Source organism: Sphingomonas sp. PAMC26645 (assembly GCF_004795835.1).
Classification (GTDB): domain Bacteria; phylum Pseudomonadota; class Alphaproteobacteria; order Sphingomonadales; family Sphingomonadaceae; genus Sphingomonas.
On record NZ_CP039249.1, the window covers coordinates 2,942,993 to 2,958,719 of the forward strand.

The window sequence follows — 15,727 nt, forward strand, 5'->3', positions numbered from 1 at the left end:
CAAGGCGTGGCTCTGCGGAAACCCGAAGCGGCGGGCTTTAGCGGGCGCGCTCGCGTCCGGCAAGCAGCGGGTACGGGTTCACGTTCTCGCCCTGCCACCAGCGCTCACCCGGCTGCATCTTGGTCAGCCCGAAATGGAGGTGGTAGTTGCCTGCCCCCGCATCGCCGGAGTCGCCGACATAGCCCAAGGTGTCGCCCGCCTTGACCGCCATCCCCTCGCGAATGCCGGCCGCGTACCCCGCAAGATGCGCGTAATAATAGGTCCAGCGGCGATCCGGCGAGCGGACGTAAAGCGTGATGCCGCCAAGCCCGCTCTGAAACAGCTTTTCGACCCGCCCCGGCGCAGCCGCGACGACGGGCGTGCCGCCCGGTGCCATGATATCCGTGCCATGATGGCCTCGCAGCCCGCCGCCCCGCGCATCGTTCCAACTGTTCGCAATCGCCTTGCGTGGGACGCCTGCCACTGGGACAACCAGCGCCCCCGGCGTCACGGAAACGGTAGCGACCTCAGCCGGGGGCGCCGACTTACGCCAAGGCACCCGCCGCTCGATGCCGCTACCGCTGCTCCCGAACGACACCATCGACGCAAAGCCGCCGACCACAACCACGATCAGCCCGAGAATGATCCAGAACGTCCGCGTCATCGCCTCAAGCCTGGAACACGGCCTTGGTCCCCGGCTTGATCATCATCGACAATCGCGCCGCATCCCAGTTGGTCAGGCGGATGCAGCCATGGCTCTCGGCACGCCCGATCGTCTCGGGGTTCGGCGTGCCGTGAATGCCATAATGCTCCTTCGACAGATCCATCCATACGACACCGACCGGACCATTCGGCCCCGGCGGTAACATCTCCTTCGTCTGCCCCTTCTTCGCATCCCAGAACAGTGCCGGATTGAAGTGGAACTTCGGATTGTAATCGGAGCCCTTGATCGTCCACGTGCCGAGCGGCAGCGGATCGTGGCTCGACCCCATCGTCGCCGAGAATTGCGCGATCAGCTTGTCGTTCGCGTCGAGCACGCGCAGCACGCCGTCCGACTTGTCGACCACGACATGGTCCGCCTGCGGCTGCTTCGCATCGACGTTCAGCATGGTGAGCGTGGCGATCCAGTCGGGCTTGAGCTTCGGATCGTACGCGCGCGACGATGGCAGTGCGTTGGGAAACACGACCTTGGTGCCCGGCGCCAGCTTCGTCGTCGGCGAGTTCAGCGCCACGATCACCGCCGGCGTCGTGTGGAACATCTCGCCGAGCTTCTCCATGACATTCTTGTAGCCCAGCGACGGCAGTTCAGCCTGCTTGGCAGGATCCTTCGGGAACGGATTAACGAACGGCCCTGCCAGCATTTCCGGCGTCAGCGCGACCGTCACCGTCGGCCGCGCGGCGCGGTACGGATACAGCGCCTGCAACGTCCGCGCGTCAGACTTGCCGGTAATTGGCAGCCCCTTCGCCTCCTGAAACCCCTTCAGCGCCGCCACCAGCGACTGCCCGCCGCGCCCGTCGAGCACGCCCGGCCCGAAGCCGAGATGGTCGAGGATAACCTGTACGTGCAGGATGTTGCGATCGATCGGTACGGGCTTGGCTGGTGCCGTCTGTGCCAACGAGGGCGACGCGGCACCCAGCAGGCATGCCGCAAGAACCGAAGCCTTCATCGCAAATGCCGTCATGCCCATCATCCCAAACCGTTACGCTGCTGCATCAAACGGTCAGGACGACGGTTGTTTCCAACGGCTCAGCGCTTCGCGAGAACCTCGCCGAACGCCTTGATCGCAGCGACCTCGTCGCTACCCCAAACGGCGCTCGACACCGCAATGAAGTCGGCACCCGCAGCAATCAGCGGACCAGCATTCTCCGGCGTAATCCCGCCGATCGCGACGCATGGCATCTCGAACAGCGTCGACCACCACGACAGGATCACCGGCTCAGCGGTGTGCGTCGCGACCTTCGTCGTCGTCGGATAGAACGCCCCGAACGCAACGTAATCGGCCCCAGCCTCGCCCGCTTCCATCGCCAGATGGCGGCTGCCGTGACAACTCACCCCGATCTGCGCATTGGGCCCGAGCTGCGCGCGCGCCTCGCGCGGATCGCCATCGTCCTGCCCTAGATGTACGCCATCCGCGTCGAGCCGCTTGGCCAGTCCGATATCGTCGTTGACGATGAACGCGACGTCGCGCTCGGCACAGATCGCGCGCAACGGCTCGCCCAGCGCGGCCGCCGCATGCTGGTCGATATCCTTCACGCGGAACTGGAACGCAGCCACGGGGCCAGCATCAAGCGCGCGAGCAAGACGCTCCGGAAAGTCACCCCCGACGTCCAGCGGCGATACCAGATACAACTGGCAAGCCGGCCGGCGCATGTCGCGGCGGAAATTCTCGGCGAAATTGGGATCGAGCGGGCCCAGCGGATCTTCGAATTCGGTCATGTCCGCCCCCTAGCCGCTCATACCCGCCACGTCACCCCGGCGCATGACCGAGGTGAGGTGCAAGCAAACCGAGGCTATTCTTCGTTCTTGTAGATCCGGATGATCCGGTCGAGCATCGCCAGCGCTTCGTCACGCGGACGCTGGAAGGTGTTGCGGCCGATAATCGAGCCGTTGCCGCCGCCGTCGCGGATGTCGCGCGCGTCCTGGAAGATCGCGTCCTCGCCCTTCGACGCGCCGCCCGAGAAGACGTTGATGCGGCGCCCGGCAAAGCTCGACTGGACGACGTGCTTCACGCGGTCCGACTGCTTCGACCAGTCGGTGTTCGCATACAGCGGCTTGGCTTCCTTCTGCTCGATATGCGCGGTCGGCAGCTTGGTCTTGATGATGTGAGCGCCGAGCAGCGCCGCGATATGCGCGGCATAGGCGCCGACGTCGAGCGCGAGCTCGCCGTCCTTGGTCAGCTCGCCGCCGCGCGGATACGACCAGATCACCGTCGCGATGCCGACCGACTTCGCCTCTTCGCTCAGTTCGCGGATTTCCTCGACGAGGTCGAAGAACTGTTCCGCGCCAGGATAGATGGTGAAGCCGATCGCCGCCGAGCCAAGCCGCACTGCATCCGACACCGTGGCCGTCACTGCCTGATCGATCGTCGTCGCCCAGCTGTTCGAGCTGTTGCACTTCAGGATCGTCGGAATTTGCCCGGCAAACGTATCCGCTCCCGCTTCGAGCATTCCGAGCGGCGCGGCATAGGCACTGAGCCCCGCGTCGATCGCCAGCTGATAGTGGTAGTGCGGGTCGTACGCCGCCGGATTGACCGAGAAGCTGCGCGCCGGGCCATGCTCGAACCCCTGGTCGACCGGCAGGATCACCATCTTGCCGGTGCCGCCGAGCTTGCCCTGCATCAGGATGCGCGCGAGGTTCGCCTTCACCGCCGGGCTGGTGGCTTCGTATTTGTCGAGAATGGTTTTGATTTGCGGGGTGATTGTCGAGGTCATGCTGAATTCCTGTCTAGAGTTCGAGCCAGCGGCGCAGTGCGTCGTCGACCCGGGTCATGGTGGTGATGGGTATCGTACCGATGATTTTTACGATCGCGTTGCGGTCGAGCGTATCAAGCTTGTCGACCTGGATATCGCTGTCGCGGAGAAGGCCGGTCTCGGGAGACGCCTCGAGCGAGACGCGAAACAGGTTCGTCCCGCTGATGACACTCGTCAGCGGGCACAGAGAAATCGTCGCATGATCCGCAAAGAGGTCGGACTGGACAACGAGAAAAGGGCGCGGTTTTCCAGAGAAATCGCCCTTGCCAGTCCCAACTACGATCATACCGCGCACGAATTTCATGCAAGTGGCGCCGCGATCAGTGCGTCCCAATCTTCTTCACCGGCCCGACGATCATGGTCCGCCGCCGCGAGCGACTGACGCCGTGCCTCCGCAAGGAACGCCTCGTCGTGGCGTTCGACATAGCGTCGCACGGCTTCGCGTGCGATATCGCTTTTGCTGCGCCCTTGGGTGCGCGCAACTGCCGCGAGTCGTTCTTCGAGTTCGCTATCGAGCCTGACGCCGAGCATCCGAGTCTCCGTTTAACATGTTAAACATAGGCGCGCGAATGGCCGGGATCAATCCCCTGCCCGCTCGGTTGGCCGCGCGATTGACGGAAGGTCGTCGGACGCGGAGAATGTCCACAGGGGGACGAGGGCGATGACGATTTTGCGCGGGATCATAACGTGCGCGATGCTGATGGCGGCATCCGTAGCACCGGGACCAGCAACGGCGGCAGTAAAGATCGGCGAGCGTGCACCCGATTTCGAACTGACGCTCATCGACGGCAGCAAGGTCCGCAGCGCCGACCTTCGCGGCCAGGTCGTCGTCCTGAATTTCTGGGCGACCTAGTGCGGCCCCTGCAAGGCCGAACTGCCGCTGCTCGATAATTACTATAGGCTTCGAAAGGACAATGGCCTGCGCGTTTTCGCGGTGGCGACGGAGGATTCACTGTCCGCGGCGAGGCTCAAGCCGCTGTTCGCCGCGATGGCGATCCAGTCCGCACGGCGGATCAAGGGACCGTTCACGCACCTGGGCGCCCTCCCCACCAACTTCATCATCGATCGCGCCGGTATCGTTCGCTATGCGAAAACCGGCGCGTTCGACCTTAACGACTTGAACTGCCTGCTGGTCCCGCTGCTGCGGGAACCAGCGCCCTAACGGGTCAGCGCTGCAACGCCGGGAAGGTCCTTGCCTTCCATCCATTCCAGGAACGCGCCGCCAGCGGTCGAGACGAACGTGAAGGCGTCCGCGACACCGGCGTGATTGAGCGCAGCGACCGTATCGCCGCCACCGGCGACAGAGACGAGCGAGCCGCCTTCGGTCAGAGCCGCCGCCGTCCTGGCGAGCGCGACGGTCGCCTTGTCGAACGGCACCGTCTCGAACGCACCGAGCGGGCCGTTCCAGACCAGCGTGCGGCAGTTCTTGAGAACGTCCCCGAGCGACTCGACCGCGGCCGGGCCGACATCGAGGATCATCTCGTCGGCGGCGACTTCGTGGACGTTGACGGTGCGGGTGGCGGTGTTCGGCTTGAACTCCTTGGCGACCACCACGTCGTACGGCAGGTGGACCGTGCAGTTCGCCTTGTCCGCCGCTTCCATGATCTGTTCGCAAACGCTCGCAAGCTCATGCTCGCACAGGCTTTTGCCGACATCCACGCCGCGCGCCGCGAGGAAGGTGTTGGCCATGCCGCCGCCGATGATCAGATGATCTACCTTGGTGACGAGATGGCGTAGCACGTCGAGCTTCGAAGATACCTTGGCGCCACCGACGACCGCCGCGACCGGATGCTCGGGCGCACCGAGCGCCTTCTGGAGCGCGTCGAGTTCGGCTTCCATCGCGCGGCCGGCAAAGGCGGGCAATAAGTGTGCAAGGCCTTCGGTCGAGGCGTGCGCGCGATGTGCAGCGGAGAAGGCATCGTTGACGTAGAGATCGCCGAGGCTGGCGAACCGCTGGACCACCGCTGCGTCGTTAGCCTCTTCACCGCCGAAGAAGCGCGTGTTCTCCAGCACCGCGATGTCGCCGGGTTCCAGCGTCGCAACCGCGGCGTCGGCGCCTTCCCAATCGATATAGCGGACTTCGCGACCGAGCACTTCGCTGTACGGCTTCACGACCTGCGACAGCGAGAACTCCGGGCTCGGCACACCCTTGGGACGGCCGAAATGTGCTAGGACAAGGACGATCGCACCCTTGTCGGCGAGTTCCCCAACGGTGGCGACGGTCGCGCGCAGGCGGGTGTCGTCGGTGACGCGACCCTCGGCCATCGGCACGTTCAGGTCTTCGCGGACGAGCACGCGCTTGCCCTGGATGTCGCCCATATCATCGAGCGTCTTGAATGGCTTGGTCATGGTTCTTCGATCCTGATCTCATCACCGACGGCGATACTGCCGCCCATCAAAACTCGGGTACAGGCCCCGCCCCGCCAGTCGGGCGTCAGCGCGGCGAACAATCCTGGCGCCAATGCCTCCATGCGTTCGCACGGATCGGTGTGGCGCGTCACCTCCAGCACGACGTCCGCGCCGATGCGCAGCCGGGTGCCGGGTATCTGGGGTAAGTCGAAGCCGTCGACGAGCAGGTTCGCGCGGCGTTCATACCATGGGATATCCTGGCCGACCTCGGCCATCGCCGTGGCCCAGTCGCTGCGTTCCAGCAACGTGACCTGGCGCCGGCCCATGCCGCCGGGCTTCACATAGCCGCGGAAGTCGCCGTGCAGCCCGGCCTCGATGGTGATCTCGACATGGTCGATGACCTCCATCGGGGCTTTCGCGCGGGGGTGTCGGGCGATGCCGGCGATGGTGCCCACCATCCCGAAGGCCTGAGCCACCGCCCCCTCCCCGTTCGTGTCGAGCGCAGTCGAGACACCATCTGTCACGGGAGACGACTTCTCGACTGCGCTCGAAGCGAACGGAAGAGGGGGGGCATGGATCGCAGGCTTAGATGAACTTCGCCATCGCGGTCGCCGTATCGACCATCCGGTTCGAGAAGCCCCATTCGTTGTCGTACCAGCTGACCACCCGGACCAGCTTGCCGTCGATCACCGCGGTCTCCAGGCTGTCGATCGTCGACGACGCCGGGGTATGCTGCAGATCGATCGACACCAGCGGCTCGTCCGACCAGTCGAGCACGCCGACCAGCGGGCCGCTCTCGGAGGCCGCCTTCAGCACCGCATTCACCTCTTCACGCGTCGTATCGCGCGACGGGGTAAAGGTCAGGTCGATCAGCGACACGTCCGGCACCGGCACGCGGATCGCCGAGCCGTCGAGCTTGCCCTTCAGCTCCGGCAGCACTTCGGCAACCGCACGAGCGGCTCCCGTCGTCGTCGGGATCATCGACATCGCAGCAGCGCGTGCGCGACGCAGGTCAGGGTGGATCTGGTCGAGGATCTTCTGGTCGTTGGTGTACGCATGCACGGTCGTCATCAGGCCGCGCTCGATACCGATCGCATCGTTCAGCACCTTGGCGACGGGCGCCAGGCAGTTGGTGGTGCACGACGCGTTCGAGACGATCGTGTGCTCGGCGGTCAGCTTGTCGTGGTTGACGCCGTAGACGACGGTCAGGTCGACGTTCTTGCCCGGTGCCGAGATCAGCACCTTCTTGGCGCCGGCATCGAGATGCTTCTGGCAGCTCGCCTTGTCGGTGAAGAAGCCGGTGCATTCGAGCACGATGTCGACGCCCAGCTCGGCATGCGGCAGGTTCGCCGGGTCACGCTCGGCGGTGACGCGGATGCGCTTGCCGTCGACGACCAGCTCGTTGCCCTCGGCCGAAACCTCACCCGGATACTTGCCGTGCACGCTGTCGCGCTTGAACAGCCAGGCGTTCGACTTGGCATCGCCGAGATCGTTGATCGCGACGAGTTCGAGTGCGCCGTTCGACTGTTCGAGTACCGCACGGGCGACGAGACGGCCGATGCGCCCGAAACCGTTGATCGCAACCTTGACCGTCATTGCTGTATCTCCGCTACGCCCGCGAGTCCGTTCCGGGCGCGCAGCCTTTGCGGGGCGGTGGGGCGCCCTGTCAACACCGTGGATGGTGATGGGTTTCGCCTAAACCGACTTGTCGCACCCCCCGTCCATGCTATCTCGCATGGCATGTCAGAAACACTTCCCGACGGACCAACTGCCGTCGAACGGATCGACGCCGCGATCGCACGGATCGAATCCGCCATTGCAGCCCGCACCGAAGCCGGCGACGCGCTCGCCAAGCGCCACGCCGCTCTCAAGGCGCGGATGGCCGAAGCCGTCGCCGCGCTCGACGACGTCATCACGCGCGGGAGCCCCAACTGATGGCCCAGGTCATGCTCGATATCGGCGGCCGTCCCCACGCCGTCGCCTGCCGTGACGGCGAAGAGTCGCGCGTGCGGCTGCTGGGTGCGATGGTCGCCGAACGCTGGGCGACCGCGGACCGCGCGGCGGGTGGCCTCAGCGCCGAGCGGGCGATGCTGTTCGTCGCGCTGATGCTCGCCGACGACCTTGACGAAGCCGCGCACCGCCCACCCGAAGGCTCCGCGGTCAGCGAGATCGCACTTACCCGGATCGCCGATCGTCTCGAAGGGCTTGCACAAGCCCTTGAGCTAAGCCCTCCGAACGCCTAGATTGGCTGTGGCGGGTTCTGCCCGGTACGAGCCTTTATTATCCCTGAGGCTATTCATCATCCATAGGGGGCTGTCCCTGTTAGGATCCTGGTCCGAAGCACATGGTCCCCACCTGACGTACCGTGCGTCAGTGGATAACCCGGCACACGGCCATGGTGGGCCCGCCACACCACCATCTTCCAAGGTCGCCGCATGACCGACAAGAGCGCGCTGAGAGCCTCGCTCCGCGCCGCGCGGGAAGCGCGCCCGCCGGTCGAGCTTCCTGTGCCGTCGGCGTTTCTGGCACGGCTGAAACCCGGATTGACGGTCGCCTCCTATGTCCCGTTCGGCGGCGAGGCCGATCCTTCGCCCTTCGCGCGCGCCGCCGTCGATGCCGGGTGCGTCATCGCCCTGCCCCATGTCGTCCGCCGCTCGCTGCCGATGCGCTTCCTGTCCTGGGCAACCGAGGCAGCCCTGATCGCCGGGCCATTCGGACTGCACCAGCCCGCCGAGGACGCGGCCGAACTCGAACCCGACATCATCCTGACACCGCTCGTCGGCTTCGATCGCAGCGGCAACCGGATCGGCCAGGGCGCCGGCTATTATGACCGCGCGTTCGTCGCCCACCCGAACGCGTGGCGCGTGGGGGTTGCGTTGTCGGTGCAGGAGGTCGAAACGCTGACCCCGGACCCGTGGGACGTCCCGCTCCACGCCATCGCCACCGAATCAGACTGGATCACGCCATGACGCCAACCTGGCGCAAACCCGTCGGGATGCTGGGCATCCTTCTGCTGATCCTGGTGTGGTGCGTGGCTATCGTTAGCTTGTCGAACATCGTCGGCAGCTGGCACTGGCTGGGGCAGTTGGTGTTCTACCTATTCACTGGCCTGATCTGGATCGCACCGCTGAAGCCGGTCCTGCGCTGGATGGAGCTCGGGCGGTAGCCCGGCGTTTCCCTAATCCGGTGCGCTGCACCGCCGCCGGCTCCCTTGCCGTTCGTCCTGAGTAGCCATCGAGTAGCCGCGCAGCGGCGTATCGAGAGGGCGTATCGAAGGACAGGTTGGCGGCGGAACCCATGCTTCGATACGAGCCCTCGATACGCTCCTAACGGAGCTACTCGGTCTCTACTCAGCACGAACGGAAAGGGGTTGGTGGTTCCGGATGATCTACGGAACGGAATGCTCGCAGCACCCAAAATCTTTAAGAATCTCGGCCACCCATTAGGGTGGCGCGAGTGACGGGACTCGAACCCGCGACCTCCGGCGTGACAGGCCGGCGCTCTAACCAACTGAGCTACACCCGCATTCCCAATGACGAACCCTAGCGTCCCAAAGGACACGCGGGAAGGCTCGTCAAAACCTCGACACGATCTCGAACCATCTACCCGGTCAGGGCAAACGATGGCGCGAGTGACGGGACTCGAACCCGCGACCTCCGGCGTGACAGGCCGGCGCTCTAACCAACTGAGCTACACCCGCTGAAACAGCGTGGAGGCGGCAACTAGGCGAGGGTTCGAATACCGTCAACCCAAATTATCCGCCAGTTTCACGTTGTGCCTCGGGCGGGTCGCCACGACGGCGGTTTCGCCCGGTCTTGGGCTGCACCAGCGTTCCGTGCTCGAACAGGAACCCGGCGATATCGGGCTTACCAGCGGCCTTTACGATTGTCTGGATGATGATCAGCAGCGGGACCGCGAGCAGCGCGCCCGACGTGCCCCACACCCATCCCCAGAAGCTCAGCGAGATCAGGATCAGCAACGGACTGATCGTCAGCCGGTGCCCGACCACGAACGGCGTGATCGCGTTCGCCTCGACCAGGTGCAGTCCGTACATCAGCGCCGGCGGCAGCATCGCCATCCAGATGTCGGAGAACGTCATAAGCCCGCCGAGCGCGAGCAGGAACGCACCGATCACCGGCCCGAAATACGGGATGTAATTGAGCAGCGCGACGATCCCGCCCCACATCGCCGGATACGGCATGCCGATGAACCACAGCGCCACCCCGGTAATGATCCCGAGCACGATATTGATCAGCGTGATCGTCCCCAGATACGCCGACACGTCGTCGACGATGTCCTGGATCACGCGAGCTGTCGCCATCGCCCCGTCGAAGCTGGTCCGCCCCGTGATCGTTTGCCGCCGCATCCGCGTCCAGCCCGACAGGAAGAAGAACACAATTAGAATTCCGAACAGGAACTGGACGATCACGGCCGGCGCCGACGTCGCCGCGAGTTCGAGGATCGAGCCTGGTGCCGCAACCCCCGCGGTCGCCGGCTGCTTGATCGGCGTCGACGCGACCTGCCGCAGCGTCTTGTTCACGTATTTCTCGAGGCTCGAATACAGATCGAGCAGCGGCGCGAGATTGTTCTGGATCCGATCCAACCGCGTCGGCAACAACCGGAAGAAGTCGGTCGCCGGTACGAGGATCGCGGCGATCGCAATGTTCGCGGCGATTAAGAAGACGAGAATGCACAGGATCGCGGCAAGCGGCGAAGGAACATGCCGCCGCTCGAGCCATTCGAGCACCGGCACCAAGGCCACTGAAATCACCAGCGCGATCGTCAGCGGAAGGAAGAACTCCGCTCCGGATTTCAACGCGAACGGCGTCGCGAGTATGAGCCCAACGCCCGCGGTCAGCGTCAGCGCCGCCAGCAACCGATCGCGACGCTGCGCGATTCGCATCGCATCCTCGACCCCGACCGCGATCGGCAGCCCGAACGCACTCTCGGCCGGCGGACCTTCGGTAACGGCGCTGTCCCCGCCTTGCGGCTGGTTCGTTTCGTGGCGAAGGCCCTCGTCCGTCATGGCATTTTCCTTTGTTCCCCCATCCCGTAATCGTGGCTAGCATTCAAGCATGCCGAACGACGTCACCGATCTAATTCTCGTCATTGACGAGGGCACCACCTCCACCCGCGCCATGCTTTTTGCGACCGACGGCCGCTGCATCGCCAGCGAAGCCCGCGCGCTCGACCAGACATACCCGCGCGCGGGCTGGGTAGAGCATGACGCGGCCGAGATCTGGCGCAAGACACTCCGCGTGACCGCGGCGATGGTCGCGCAGGCAGGCGGCGCGCACCGGATCGCCGGGGTCGGCATCACCAACCAGCGCGAGACGATCGTCTTCTGGGACCGCGCGACCGGCCAACCGCTCGCGCCCGCAATCGTCTGGCAGGACAGGCGTACCGCCGCGATCTGCCGGGACTTGCGCGAGAAGGGTCACGAGGAGGAGGTTCAGGCCAAGACCGGCTTGCTCCTCGACCCATATTTTTCCGCCTCGAAGATCGGCTGGGCCATGCGGGAGTGGCCCCAACTCGCCGACGCGGGAGCGCGCCTTGCGATCGGCACGGTCGACAGCTGGCTGATCTGGAAACTGACCGGCGGGTTGCACGTGACGGACGCGACCAACGCCTCGCGCACCGCCTTAATGGACGTGCATACCGGCGACTGGGACGATGGGCTCTGCGCGCTGTTCGGCGTGCCGCGCACGGCGTTGCCAGAGATCGTCGACTGCGCCGGACGGTTCGGCGAGACGACCGCGTTCGGCGCGGCGATCCAGGTCTGCGGCATCGCTGGCGACCAGCAGGCCGCGGCGATAGGCCAGGCCTGCCTCGCACCCGGGCAGACCAAGGCGACGTTCGGAACGGGCGCGTTCATCCTCACCCATGCCGGCGCGACGCCGCCGACATCGGGGCACCGGATGCTCTCGACGGTCGCATGGCAGTTGGGCGGCGAGCGCGCCTATGCGCTGGAGGGATCGGTGTTCGTCGCCGGCAGCCTCGTCCAGTGGCTTCGCGACACGCTCGGCCTGATCGGCACGGCCGCCGAAACCGAAGCACTCGCCCGCAGCGTGCCCGACACCGGCGGCGTGTATCTCGTGCCCGCGCTCAGCGGCCTCGGCGCACCGTGGTGGGAGCCGGACGCGCGCGCGAGCATCTCGGGACTGAGCTTCGCCACTGGCAAGGCGCATGTGGCCCGCGCGGCGCTGGAGGCGATGGCGTACCAGGCGCATGACCTGATGACCGCCTTCGCCGCTGACGGCATCGACTGGCACAGCCTGCGAATCGACGGCGGCATGGTCGCCAACGACTGGATGGCGCAGGACATGGCGGATTTGCTGGGGATCGAGGTCGAGCGGCCGAAATTTGCGGAGACGACCGCGTTGGGCGCGGCGATGCTGGCTGGGGTAGGTGCGGGGCTGTTCGGAGGGCTGGAGGAGGCGACGGCTATGCGCGGCGCGGTCGAGACGTTCACGCCGTCGCTGGAAGAGGACGAGCGGCAGGCGCGACTGGCGGGATGGAAGGCTGCGGTCGATGCGGTCGTCGCAGGGTCTAAGCGCTAGAACCGATCGCTCGCCGCAACCCCAACCACCACCCCGGCGGAGGCCGGGGCCCAGTTGAGGAACGTCGCCAACGTAGGGCAGCGCGTCGTTACCACGACCTTCCCGACTGGACCCCGGCCTCCGCCGGAGAGGTGCGCCCGGGCAGGCACGCTGCGGCTAAGCCACCACCCCCACCCGATGCTCGAACAACACCTGCAGATCCTTCTTCAAGATTTTCCCATTGGCATTGCGCGGCAGAGTCTCGTGCACGAAGCGCACGGCGACCGGCGTCTTGAACGCTGCTAGATGTTGCCGCACCCAGCTCTGCAATTCCGCCTCGGTTGTCACCGCACCCGGCGCGAGGTGCACCACCGCTGCGGGCTCCTCCCCCAAAATACGATGTGGAATACCAATCAGCGCCGCGTCGGTCACTGCGGGGTGAGCGTATAGGACGTTCTCTACTTCGCTGGAGTAGATGTTCTCGCCGCCGCGGATAATCATGTCCTTGGCGCGGTCGACAATGTAGCAGAATCCTTCGTCGTCGAGGCGGGCGAGGTCGCCGGTCCGGACCCAGCCGTCGACGAAGGTCGCGGCGGTTGCGTCGGGCTTGTTCCAATAGCCCTTCACGATCATCGGGCCGCGTGCCCAAAGTTCGCCGACCTCGCCCAGAGGCATCTCCGTCAGGCCGTCGTCCGCCATGATCTTCAGGTCGGCAGCCGCGACTGGTGGCCCCGCGCTGGTCGGGCGGTTGAGGTAGTCCTCGCCGCCGTGATGCGTGACGGTCGCCATCGTCTCGGTCATGCCCCAGCCATTGCCGGGCATCGCGCCAAACTCGGCATGGATGCGCTTCACCAGTTCGGGGGCAGCGGGCGCGCCGCCATAGGCGATCGATTCGAGCGACGAGAGGTCGTAACGGCCACGGTCAGGGTGTTCGAGCAACTGCCAGGCAATGGTCGGCACTCCACCGGTGATGTTGACCTTCTCGCGCTCGATGATCTCCATCGCGCGGATCGTGTCCCATTTCCGCATGAAGATCATCGTGCTGCCCGTCGCGATCACCCCCATCATCCCCGCCGAGCAGGCGGTAACGTGGAACAGCGGAATCACGGTCAAGGTCACGCGAGGCGTTGGCTCGGGCGGCGCCTCGCCACGTCGCAGGAACGAGCGCGCCGACGAATAGCCGCCCGACAGGATGTTCGACATCATGTTGCGGTGCGTGCCGAGCGCCCCCTTCGGTGCGCCGGTGGTGCCGCTGGTGTAGAAGATCGTCGCATCGTCGTCGGGTGCGATCGTCGCCTCCGGCAGGCCAACGTCAGGCAACGCAGCCCAGTCATGCGGCGTGCCGATCACGTCCTCCAGCCGCGTGACGATCCCGGTCAGCGGCTCCGCGGCGCGCGCGACGAACACGTGCTCCAGCGCCGGCAGCGTCGCGTAGGCCGCCTCCAGCCGGTGATGCCGCTCGTCGTCGGTGATCAGCACGCGCGCGCCCGAATCGGCGAGGCCGTATTCCATCTCCGCGCCGGTCCACCACGCATTGAGCGGCACCATGATCGCGCCGATGCTCGCGCCTGCAAAGAACGCGACCGGCCATTCGGGCAGGTTGCGCATCGCCAGCGCGACGCGGTCGCCGGGACCGATACCCATCTCGCGCAACCGGTGCGCCAGCACGGCGATCGCCCGAAAGTTCGCCTCGTAGGTGACGCGCTCGTCCTCATACGCGGTGAACACCCGCTCGCCATGCGCTCGCGCCGCCTCGGCCAGCCACCTGAGCGACGGCGGCGCGTTCTTCCAGATGCGCGTCTCGATCCCGTCGATCGTCAAAACCTCCATCTCGAACTTCGCGCCGGGCGCGGTCAGGAGTCGCTCGGCATCGGCGAGCGACATCGCCGGCCAGGAGGGATCGAGTGCGATGATCGGTTCGCTTGCCAAGACCGGTTGCCTCCAGAGTTGAATTTCGGGTTTGGCTTATCGCCTGTTCGAAGACAGGTTATAGTTGATTCCTGCCGCACTCAAGGCAATAGAGGCACCAAGTTCGAACTAGGGGTATGGAGCGAGTCATGACACGGACGGTCGAATCGTGAAAATCGCTGAACCTGCCGCGCACGGCTTCGATGCGAGCCGATTGGCGGCGATCGATACGCTGCTCCAGACCCGCTACGTTGATTCGGGCAAGCTGCCGAATGCGCAGTTGCTGATCGCGCGCGACGGCGAGATCGTCCATTTCTCGAACGCGGGCGCGGCGCGCGAAGGCGGCAAGAGCGTCGACGAAGGATCGCTGTTCCGGATCGCGTCGATGACCAAACCGATCACCTCGGTCGCGTTCATGATGCTGGTCGAGCAGGGCCTCGTCGCGGTCGATACGCCGGTCCACCACGTGCTGCCCGAGTTCAAGGATATCGGCGTCTATGATGGCGGTGGCGGCGGCGTGCCGTTCGTGACCAGGCCGACGGCCGAGCCGATGCGGATGATCGACCTGCTCCGGCATACCTCGGGGCTGACGTATAGTTTCCAGAACCGGTCGAACGTCGATGCCGCCTACCGCGAGGGCAAGATCGAAGGCTGGCATGGCGGGTATGACCTCGACGGGTTCATCGGCGCACTGGGGAAGATCCCGCTGGAATTTTCGCCCGGCACCGCGTGGAATTATTCGGTCGCGACCGATGTGCTCGGCGCGGTCGTGCAGCGCGTGTCGGGCCTGCCGCTCGATCAGTTCTTCAAAGAGCGCATCTTCGCGCCGCTGAAGATGGACGACACCTTCTTCCAGGTCCCTGCCGACAAGCTCAATCGTCTCACCGATTGCTACACGCTCGCGCCCGGCAAGGGCCGCGTGATGTACGATCGCGGGGCGGAGAGCGCATGGAGCCGGCAGCCGAAGCTCGTGTCCGGCGGCGGTGGGCTCGTCTCGACCGCGCTCGATTACCACCGTTTCAACACGATGCTGCTCAACGGTGGCGAACTCGACGGCGCGCGCATCCTCGGACGCAAGACGCTCGACCTGATGACGCAGAATCATCTCCCCGGAAAATCCGATCTCGCGGCGATGTCGAAGTCGCTGTTCAGCGAGGCCTCGAACGCGGGTACCGGCTTCGGGCTCGGGTTCGCGATCACGGACGACGTCGCGAAGACGATGGTGCCGGGGTCGAAGGGCGAGTTCTACTGGGGCGGAATGTTCTCGACCGCGTTCTTCGTCGATCCCGTCGAGCGCCTGTCGATGGTGTTCATGACGCAGCTTTCGCCGAGCAGTTTCTATCCCATCCGTCGCGAGCTGAAGACAATGATCTACGCGGCGATGACCTGAGTTTTCGTTCTCCTGCGCACGCAGGAGTCCAGTATCACACAGGGCTGCCGATGTGGCCCTGGGCTCCTGCTTTCGCAGGAGAACAAGGAGA

Annotated in this window: 17 protein-coding genes, 2 tRNA genes and 1 pseudogene; 7 read left to right on the top strand and 13 right to left on the bottom strand. The window is 65.3% G+C overall.

The window, feature by feature from the left end; translation table 11 throughout:
- Positions 1 to 37: 37 nt before the first annotated feature.
- The 6 genes from E5673_RS13530 to E5673_RS13555 form a co-directional block, all read right to left on the bottom strand.
- Positions 38 to 643, bottom strand: coding sequence for a M23 family metallopeptidase (locus tag E5673_RS13530; protein WP_136190405.1), 606 nt, complete (start codon positions 641 to 643; stop codon positions 38 to 40).
- 4 nt (positions 644 to 647) lie between these two features.
- Positions 648 to 1,661 carry a L,D-transpeptidase family protein gene (locus E5673_RS13535; protein ID WP_247599389.1) on the bottom strand — a complete coding sequence of 338 codons (1,014 nt, stop codon included), beginning with the start codon at positions 1,659 to 1,661 and terminating at the stop codon, positions 648 to 650.
- A gap of 65 nt (positions 1,662 to 1,726) precedes the next feature.
- Positions 1,727 to 2,416, bottom strand: coding sequence for a thiamine phosphate synthase (thiE, locus tag E5673_RS13540; RefSeq protein ID WP_136190406.1), 690 nt, complete (start codon positions 2,414 to 2,416; stop codon positions 1,727 to 1,729).
- A 74-nt stretch (positions 2,417 to 2,490) separates the two neighbouring features.
- Positions 2,491 to 3,411, bottom strand: a complete 921-nt coding sequence (locus tag E5673_RS13545) for a class I fructose-bisphosphate aldolase (protein WP_136190407.1) — start codon at positions 3,409 to 3,411, stop codon at positions 2,491 to 2,493.
- Between the two features lie 13 nt (positions 3,412 to 3,424).
- Positions 3,425 to 3,754 (bottom strand): type II toxin-antitoxin system PemK/MazF family toxin, encoded by a 330-nt coding sequence (locus tag E5673_RS13550; protein ID WP_247599390.1) that lies wholly within the window; start codon positions 3,752 to 3,754, stop codon positions 3,425 to 3,427.
- Positions 3,751 to 3,981 (bottom strand): ribbon-helix-helix protein, CopG family, encoded by a 231-nt coding sequence (locus tag E5673_RS13555; RefSeq protein WP_136190408.1) that lies wholly within the window; start codon positions 3,979 to 3,981, stop codon positions 3,751 to 3,753. Before E5673_RS13555 ends, E5673_RS13550 begins: the two co-directional genes overlap by 4 nt.
- Positions 3,982 to 4,144: 163 nt before the next feature.
- On the opposite strand from E5673_RS13555, the pseudogene E5673_RS13560 reads away from it, so the two are divergent.
- Positions 4,145 to 4,612: pseudogene (locus tag E5673_RS13560) on the top strand (TlpA disulfide reductase family protein).
- Here the strand turns inward: E5673_RS13560 and E5673_RS13565 are convergent.
- The 3 genes from E5673_RS13565 to gap form a co-directional block, all read right to left on the bottom strand.
- A complete protein-coding gene (locus E5673_RS13565; protein WP_136190409.1) occupies positions 4,609 to 5,799 on the bottom strand; it encodes a phosphoglycerate kinase in 1,191 nt (396 codons plus the stop codon). The pseudogene E5673_RS13560 and the gene E5673_RS13565 sit on opposite strands and share 4 nt — an antisense overlap.
- Positions 5,796 to 6,257, bottom strand: coding sequence for an MOSC domain-containing protein (locus tag E5673_RS13570; protein ID WP_136191519.1), 462 nt, complete (start codon positions 6,255 to 6,257; stop codon positions 5,796 to 5,798). Before E5673_RS13570 ends, E5673_RS13565 begins: the two co-directional genes overlap by 4 nt.
- Before the next feature lie 127 nt (positions 6,258 to 6,384).
- The gene (gap, locus tag E5673_RS13575; RefSeq protein WP_056048489.1) at positions 6,385 to 7,395 is read right to left on the bottom strand and encodes a type I glyceraldehyde-3-phosphate dehydrogenase; all 1,011 of its coding nucleotides are present in this window, start codon (positions 7,393 to 7,395) and stop codon (positions 6,385 to 6,387) included.
- Between the two features lie 144 nt (positions 7,396 to 7,539).
- On the opposite strand from gap, the gene E5673_RS13580 reads away from it, so the two are divergent.
- From E5673_RS13580 to E5673_RS13595, 4 genes are all read left to right on the top strand, one after another.
- Positions 7,540 to 7,734 carry a hypothetical protein gene (locus tag E5673_RS13580; RefSeq protein WP_181321090.1) on the top strand — a complete coding sequence of 65 codons (195 nt, stop codon included), beginning with the start codon at positions 7,540 to 7,542 and terminating at the stop codon, positions 7,732 to 7,734.
- Positions 7,734 to 8,042, top strand: a complete 309-nt coding sequence (locus tag E5673_RS13585) for a cell division protein ZapA (RefSeq protein ID WP_056048487.1) — start codon at positions 7,734 to 7,736, stop codon at positions 8,040 to 8,042. Before E5673_RS13580 ends, E5673_RS13585 begins: the two co-directional genes overlap by 1 nt.
- Positions 8,043 to 8,234: 192 nt before the next feature.
- Positions 8,235 to 8,768, top strand: a complete 534-nt coding sequence (locus tag E5673_RS13590) for a 5-formyltetrahydrofolate cyclo-ligase (protein WP_136190410.1) — start codon at positions 8,235 to 8,237, stop codon at positions 8,766 to 8,768.
- Positions 8,765 to 8,965, top strand: coding sequence for a DUF2842 domain-containing protein (locus E5673_RS13595; protein WP_056048481.1), 201 nt, complete (start codon positions 8,765 to 8,767; stop codon positions 8,963 to 8,965). The genes E5673_RS13590 and E5673_RS13595 overlap by 4 nt, the downstream gene beginning before the upstream one ends.
- 282 nt (positions 8,966 to 9,247) lie before the next feature.
- On the opposite strand, the gene E5673_RS13600 is transcribed toward E5673_RS13595, so the two are convergent.
- From E5673_RS13600 to E5673_RS13610, 3 genes are all read right to left on the bottom strand, one after another.
- Positions 9,248 to 9,324: transfer RNA gene (locus tag E5673_RS13600), tRNA-Asp, on the bottom strand.
- A 98-nt stretch (positions 9,325 to 9,422) separates the two neighbouring features.
- Positions 9,423 to 9,499 (bottom strand) — tRNA-Asp (locus E5673_RS13605).
- 54 nt (positions 9,500 to 9,553) lie between these two features.
- Positions 9,554 to 10,702, bottom strand: coding sequence for an AI-2E family transporter (locus E5673_RS13610; RefSeq protein ID WP_136191520.1), 1,149 nt, complete (start codon positions 10,700 to 10,702; stop codon positions 9,554 to 9,556).
- Between the two features lie 172 nt (positions 10,703 to 10,874).
- Here E5673_RS13610 and glpK point away from each other — a divergent pair, with 172 nt between their 5' ends.
- Positions 10,875 to 12,359: a glycerol kinase GlpK gene (gene glpK, locus E5673_RS13615; RefSeq protein WP_136190411.1), complete on the top strand. Its 1,485-nt coding sequence runs from the start codon at positions 10,875 to 10,877 to the stop codon at positions 12,357 to 12,359.
- 156 nt (positions 12,360 to 12,515) lie between these two features.
- Here glpK and E5673_RS13620 read toward each other — a convergent pair whose 3' ends face one another.
- On the bottom strand, positions 12,516 to 14,222 hold the full coding sequence (locus E5673_RS13620) for a class I adenylate-forming enzyme family protein (RefSeq protein WP_136191521.1): 1,707 nt from the start codon (positions 14,220 to 14,222) through the stop codon (positions 12,516 to 12,518).
- A gap of 193 nt (positions 14,223 to 14,415) precedes the next feature.
- Between E5673_RS13620 and E5673_RS13625 the strand changes: the two genes are divergently transcribed.
- On the top strand, positions 14,416 to 15,636 hold the full coding sequence (locus E5673_RS13625; protein WP_136190412.1) for a serine hydrolase domain-containing protein: 1,221 nt from the start codon (positions 14,416 to 14,418) through the stop codon (positions 15,634 to 15,636).
- Positions 15,637 to 15,727 lie beyond the last annotated feature (91 nt).

Coding starts and splice junctions, on each gene's coding strand:
- E5673_RS13610 (WP_136191520.1), bottom strand. CDS start 10,702: ATGCGAATCGCGCAGCGTCGCGATCGGTTGCTGGCGGCGCTGACGCTG.
- thiE (WP_136190406.1), bottom strand. CDS start 2,416: ATGACCGAATTCGAAGATCCGCTGGGCCCGCTCGATCCCAATTTCGCC.
- E5673_RS13570 (WP_136191519.1), bottom strand. CDS start 6,257: ATGGTGGGCACCATCGCCGGCATCGCCCGACACCCCCGCGCGAAAGCC.
- E5673_RS13590 (WP_136190410.1), top strand. CDS start 8,235: ATGACCGACAAGAGCGCGCTGAGAGCCTCGCTCCGCGCCGCGCGGGAA.
- gap (WP_056048489.1), bottom strand. CDS start 7,395: ATGACGGTCAAGGTTGCGATCAACGGTTTCGGGCGCATCGGCCGTCTC.
- E5673_RS13535 (WP_247599389.1), bottom strand. CDS start 1,661: ATGACGGCATTTGCGATGAAGGCTTCGGTTCTTGCGGCATGCCTGCTG.
- E5673_RS13565 (WP_136190409.1), bottom strand. CDS start 5,799: ATGACCAAGCCATTCAAGACGCTCGATGATATGGGCGACATCCAGGGC.
- E5673_RS13530 (WP_136190405.1), bottom strand. CDS start 643: ATGACGCGGACGTTCTGGATCATTCTCGGGCTGATCGTGGTTGTGGTC.
- E5673_RS13595 (WP_056048481.1), top strand. CDS start 8,765: ATGACGCCAACCTGGCGCAAACCCGTCGGGATGCTGGGCATCCTTCTG.
- E5673_RS13620 (WP_136191521.1), bottom strand. CDS start 14,222: ATGTCGCTCGCCGATGCCGAGCGACTCCTGACCGCGCCCGGCGCGAAG.
- E5673_RS13545 (WP_136190407.1), bottom strand. CDS start 3,411: ATGACCTCGACAATCACCCCGCAAATCAAAACCATTCTCGACAAATAC.
- glpK (WP_136190411.1), top strand. CDS start 10,875: ATGCCGAACGACGTCACCGATCTAATTCTCGTCATTGACGAGGGCACC.
- E5673_RS13585 (WP_056048487.1), top strand. CDS start 7,734: ATGGCCCAGGTCATGCTCGATATCGGCGGCCGTCCCCACGCCGTCGCC.
- E5673_RS13580 (WP_181321090.1), top strand. CDS start 7,540: ATGTCAGAAACACTTCCCGACGGACCAACTGCCGTCGAACGGATCGAC.
- E5673_RS13550 (WP_247599390.1), bottom strand. CDS start 3,754: ATGAAATTCGTGCGCGGTATGATCGTAGTTGGGACTGGCAAGGGCGAT.
- E5673_RS13555 (WP_136190408.1), bottom strand. CDS start 3,981: ATGCTCGGCGTCAGGCTCGATAGCGAACTCGAAGAACGACTCGCGGCA.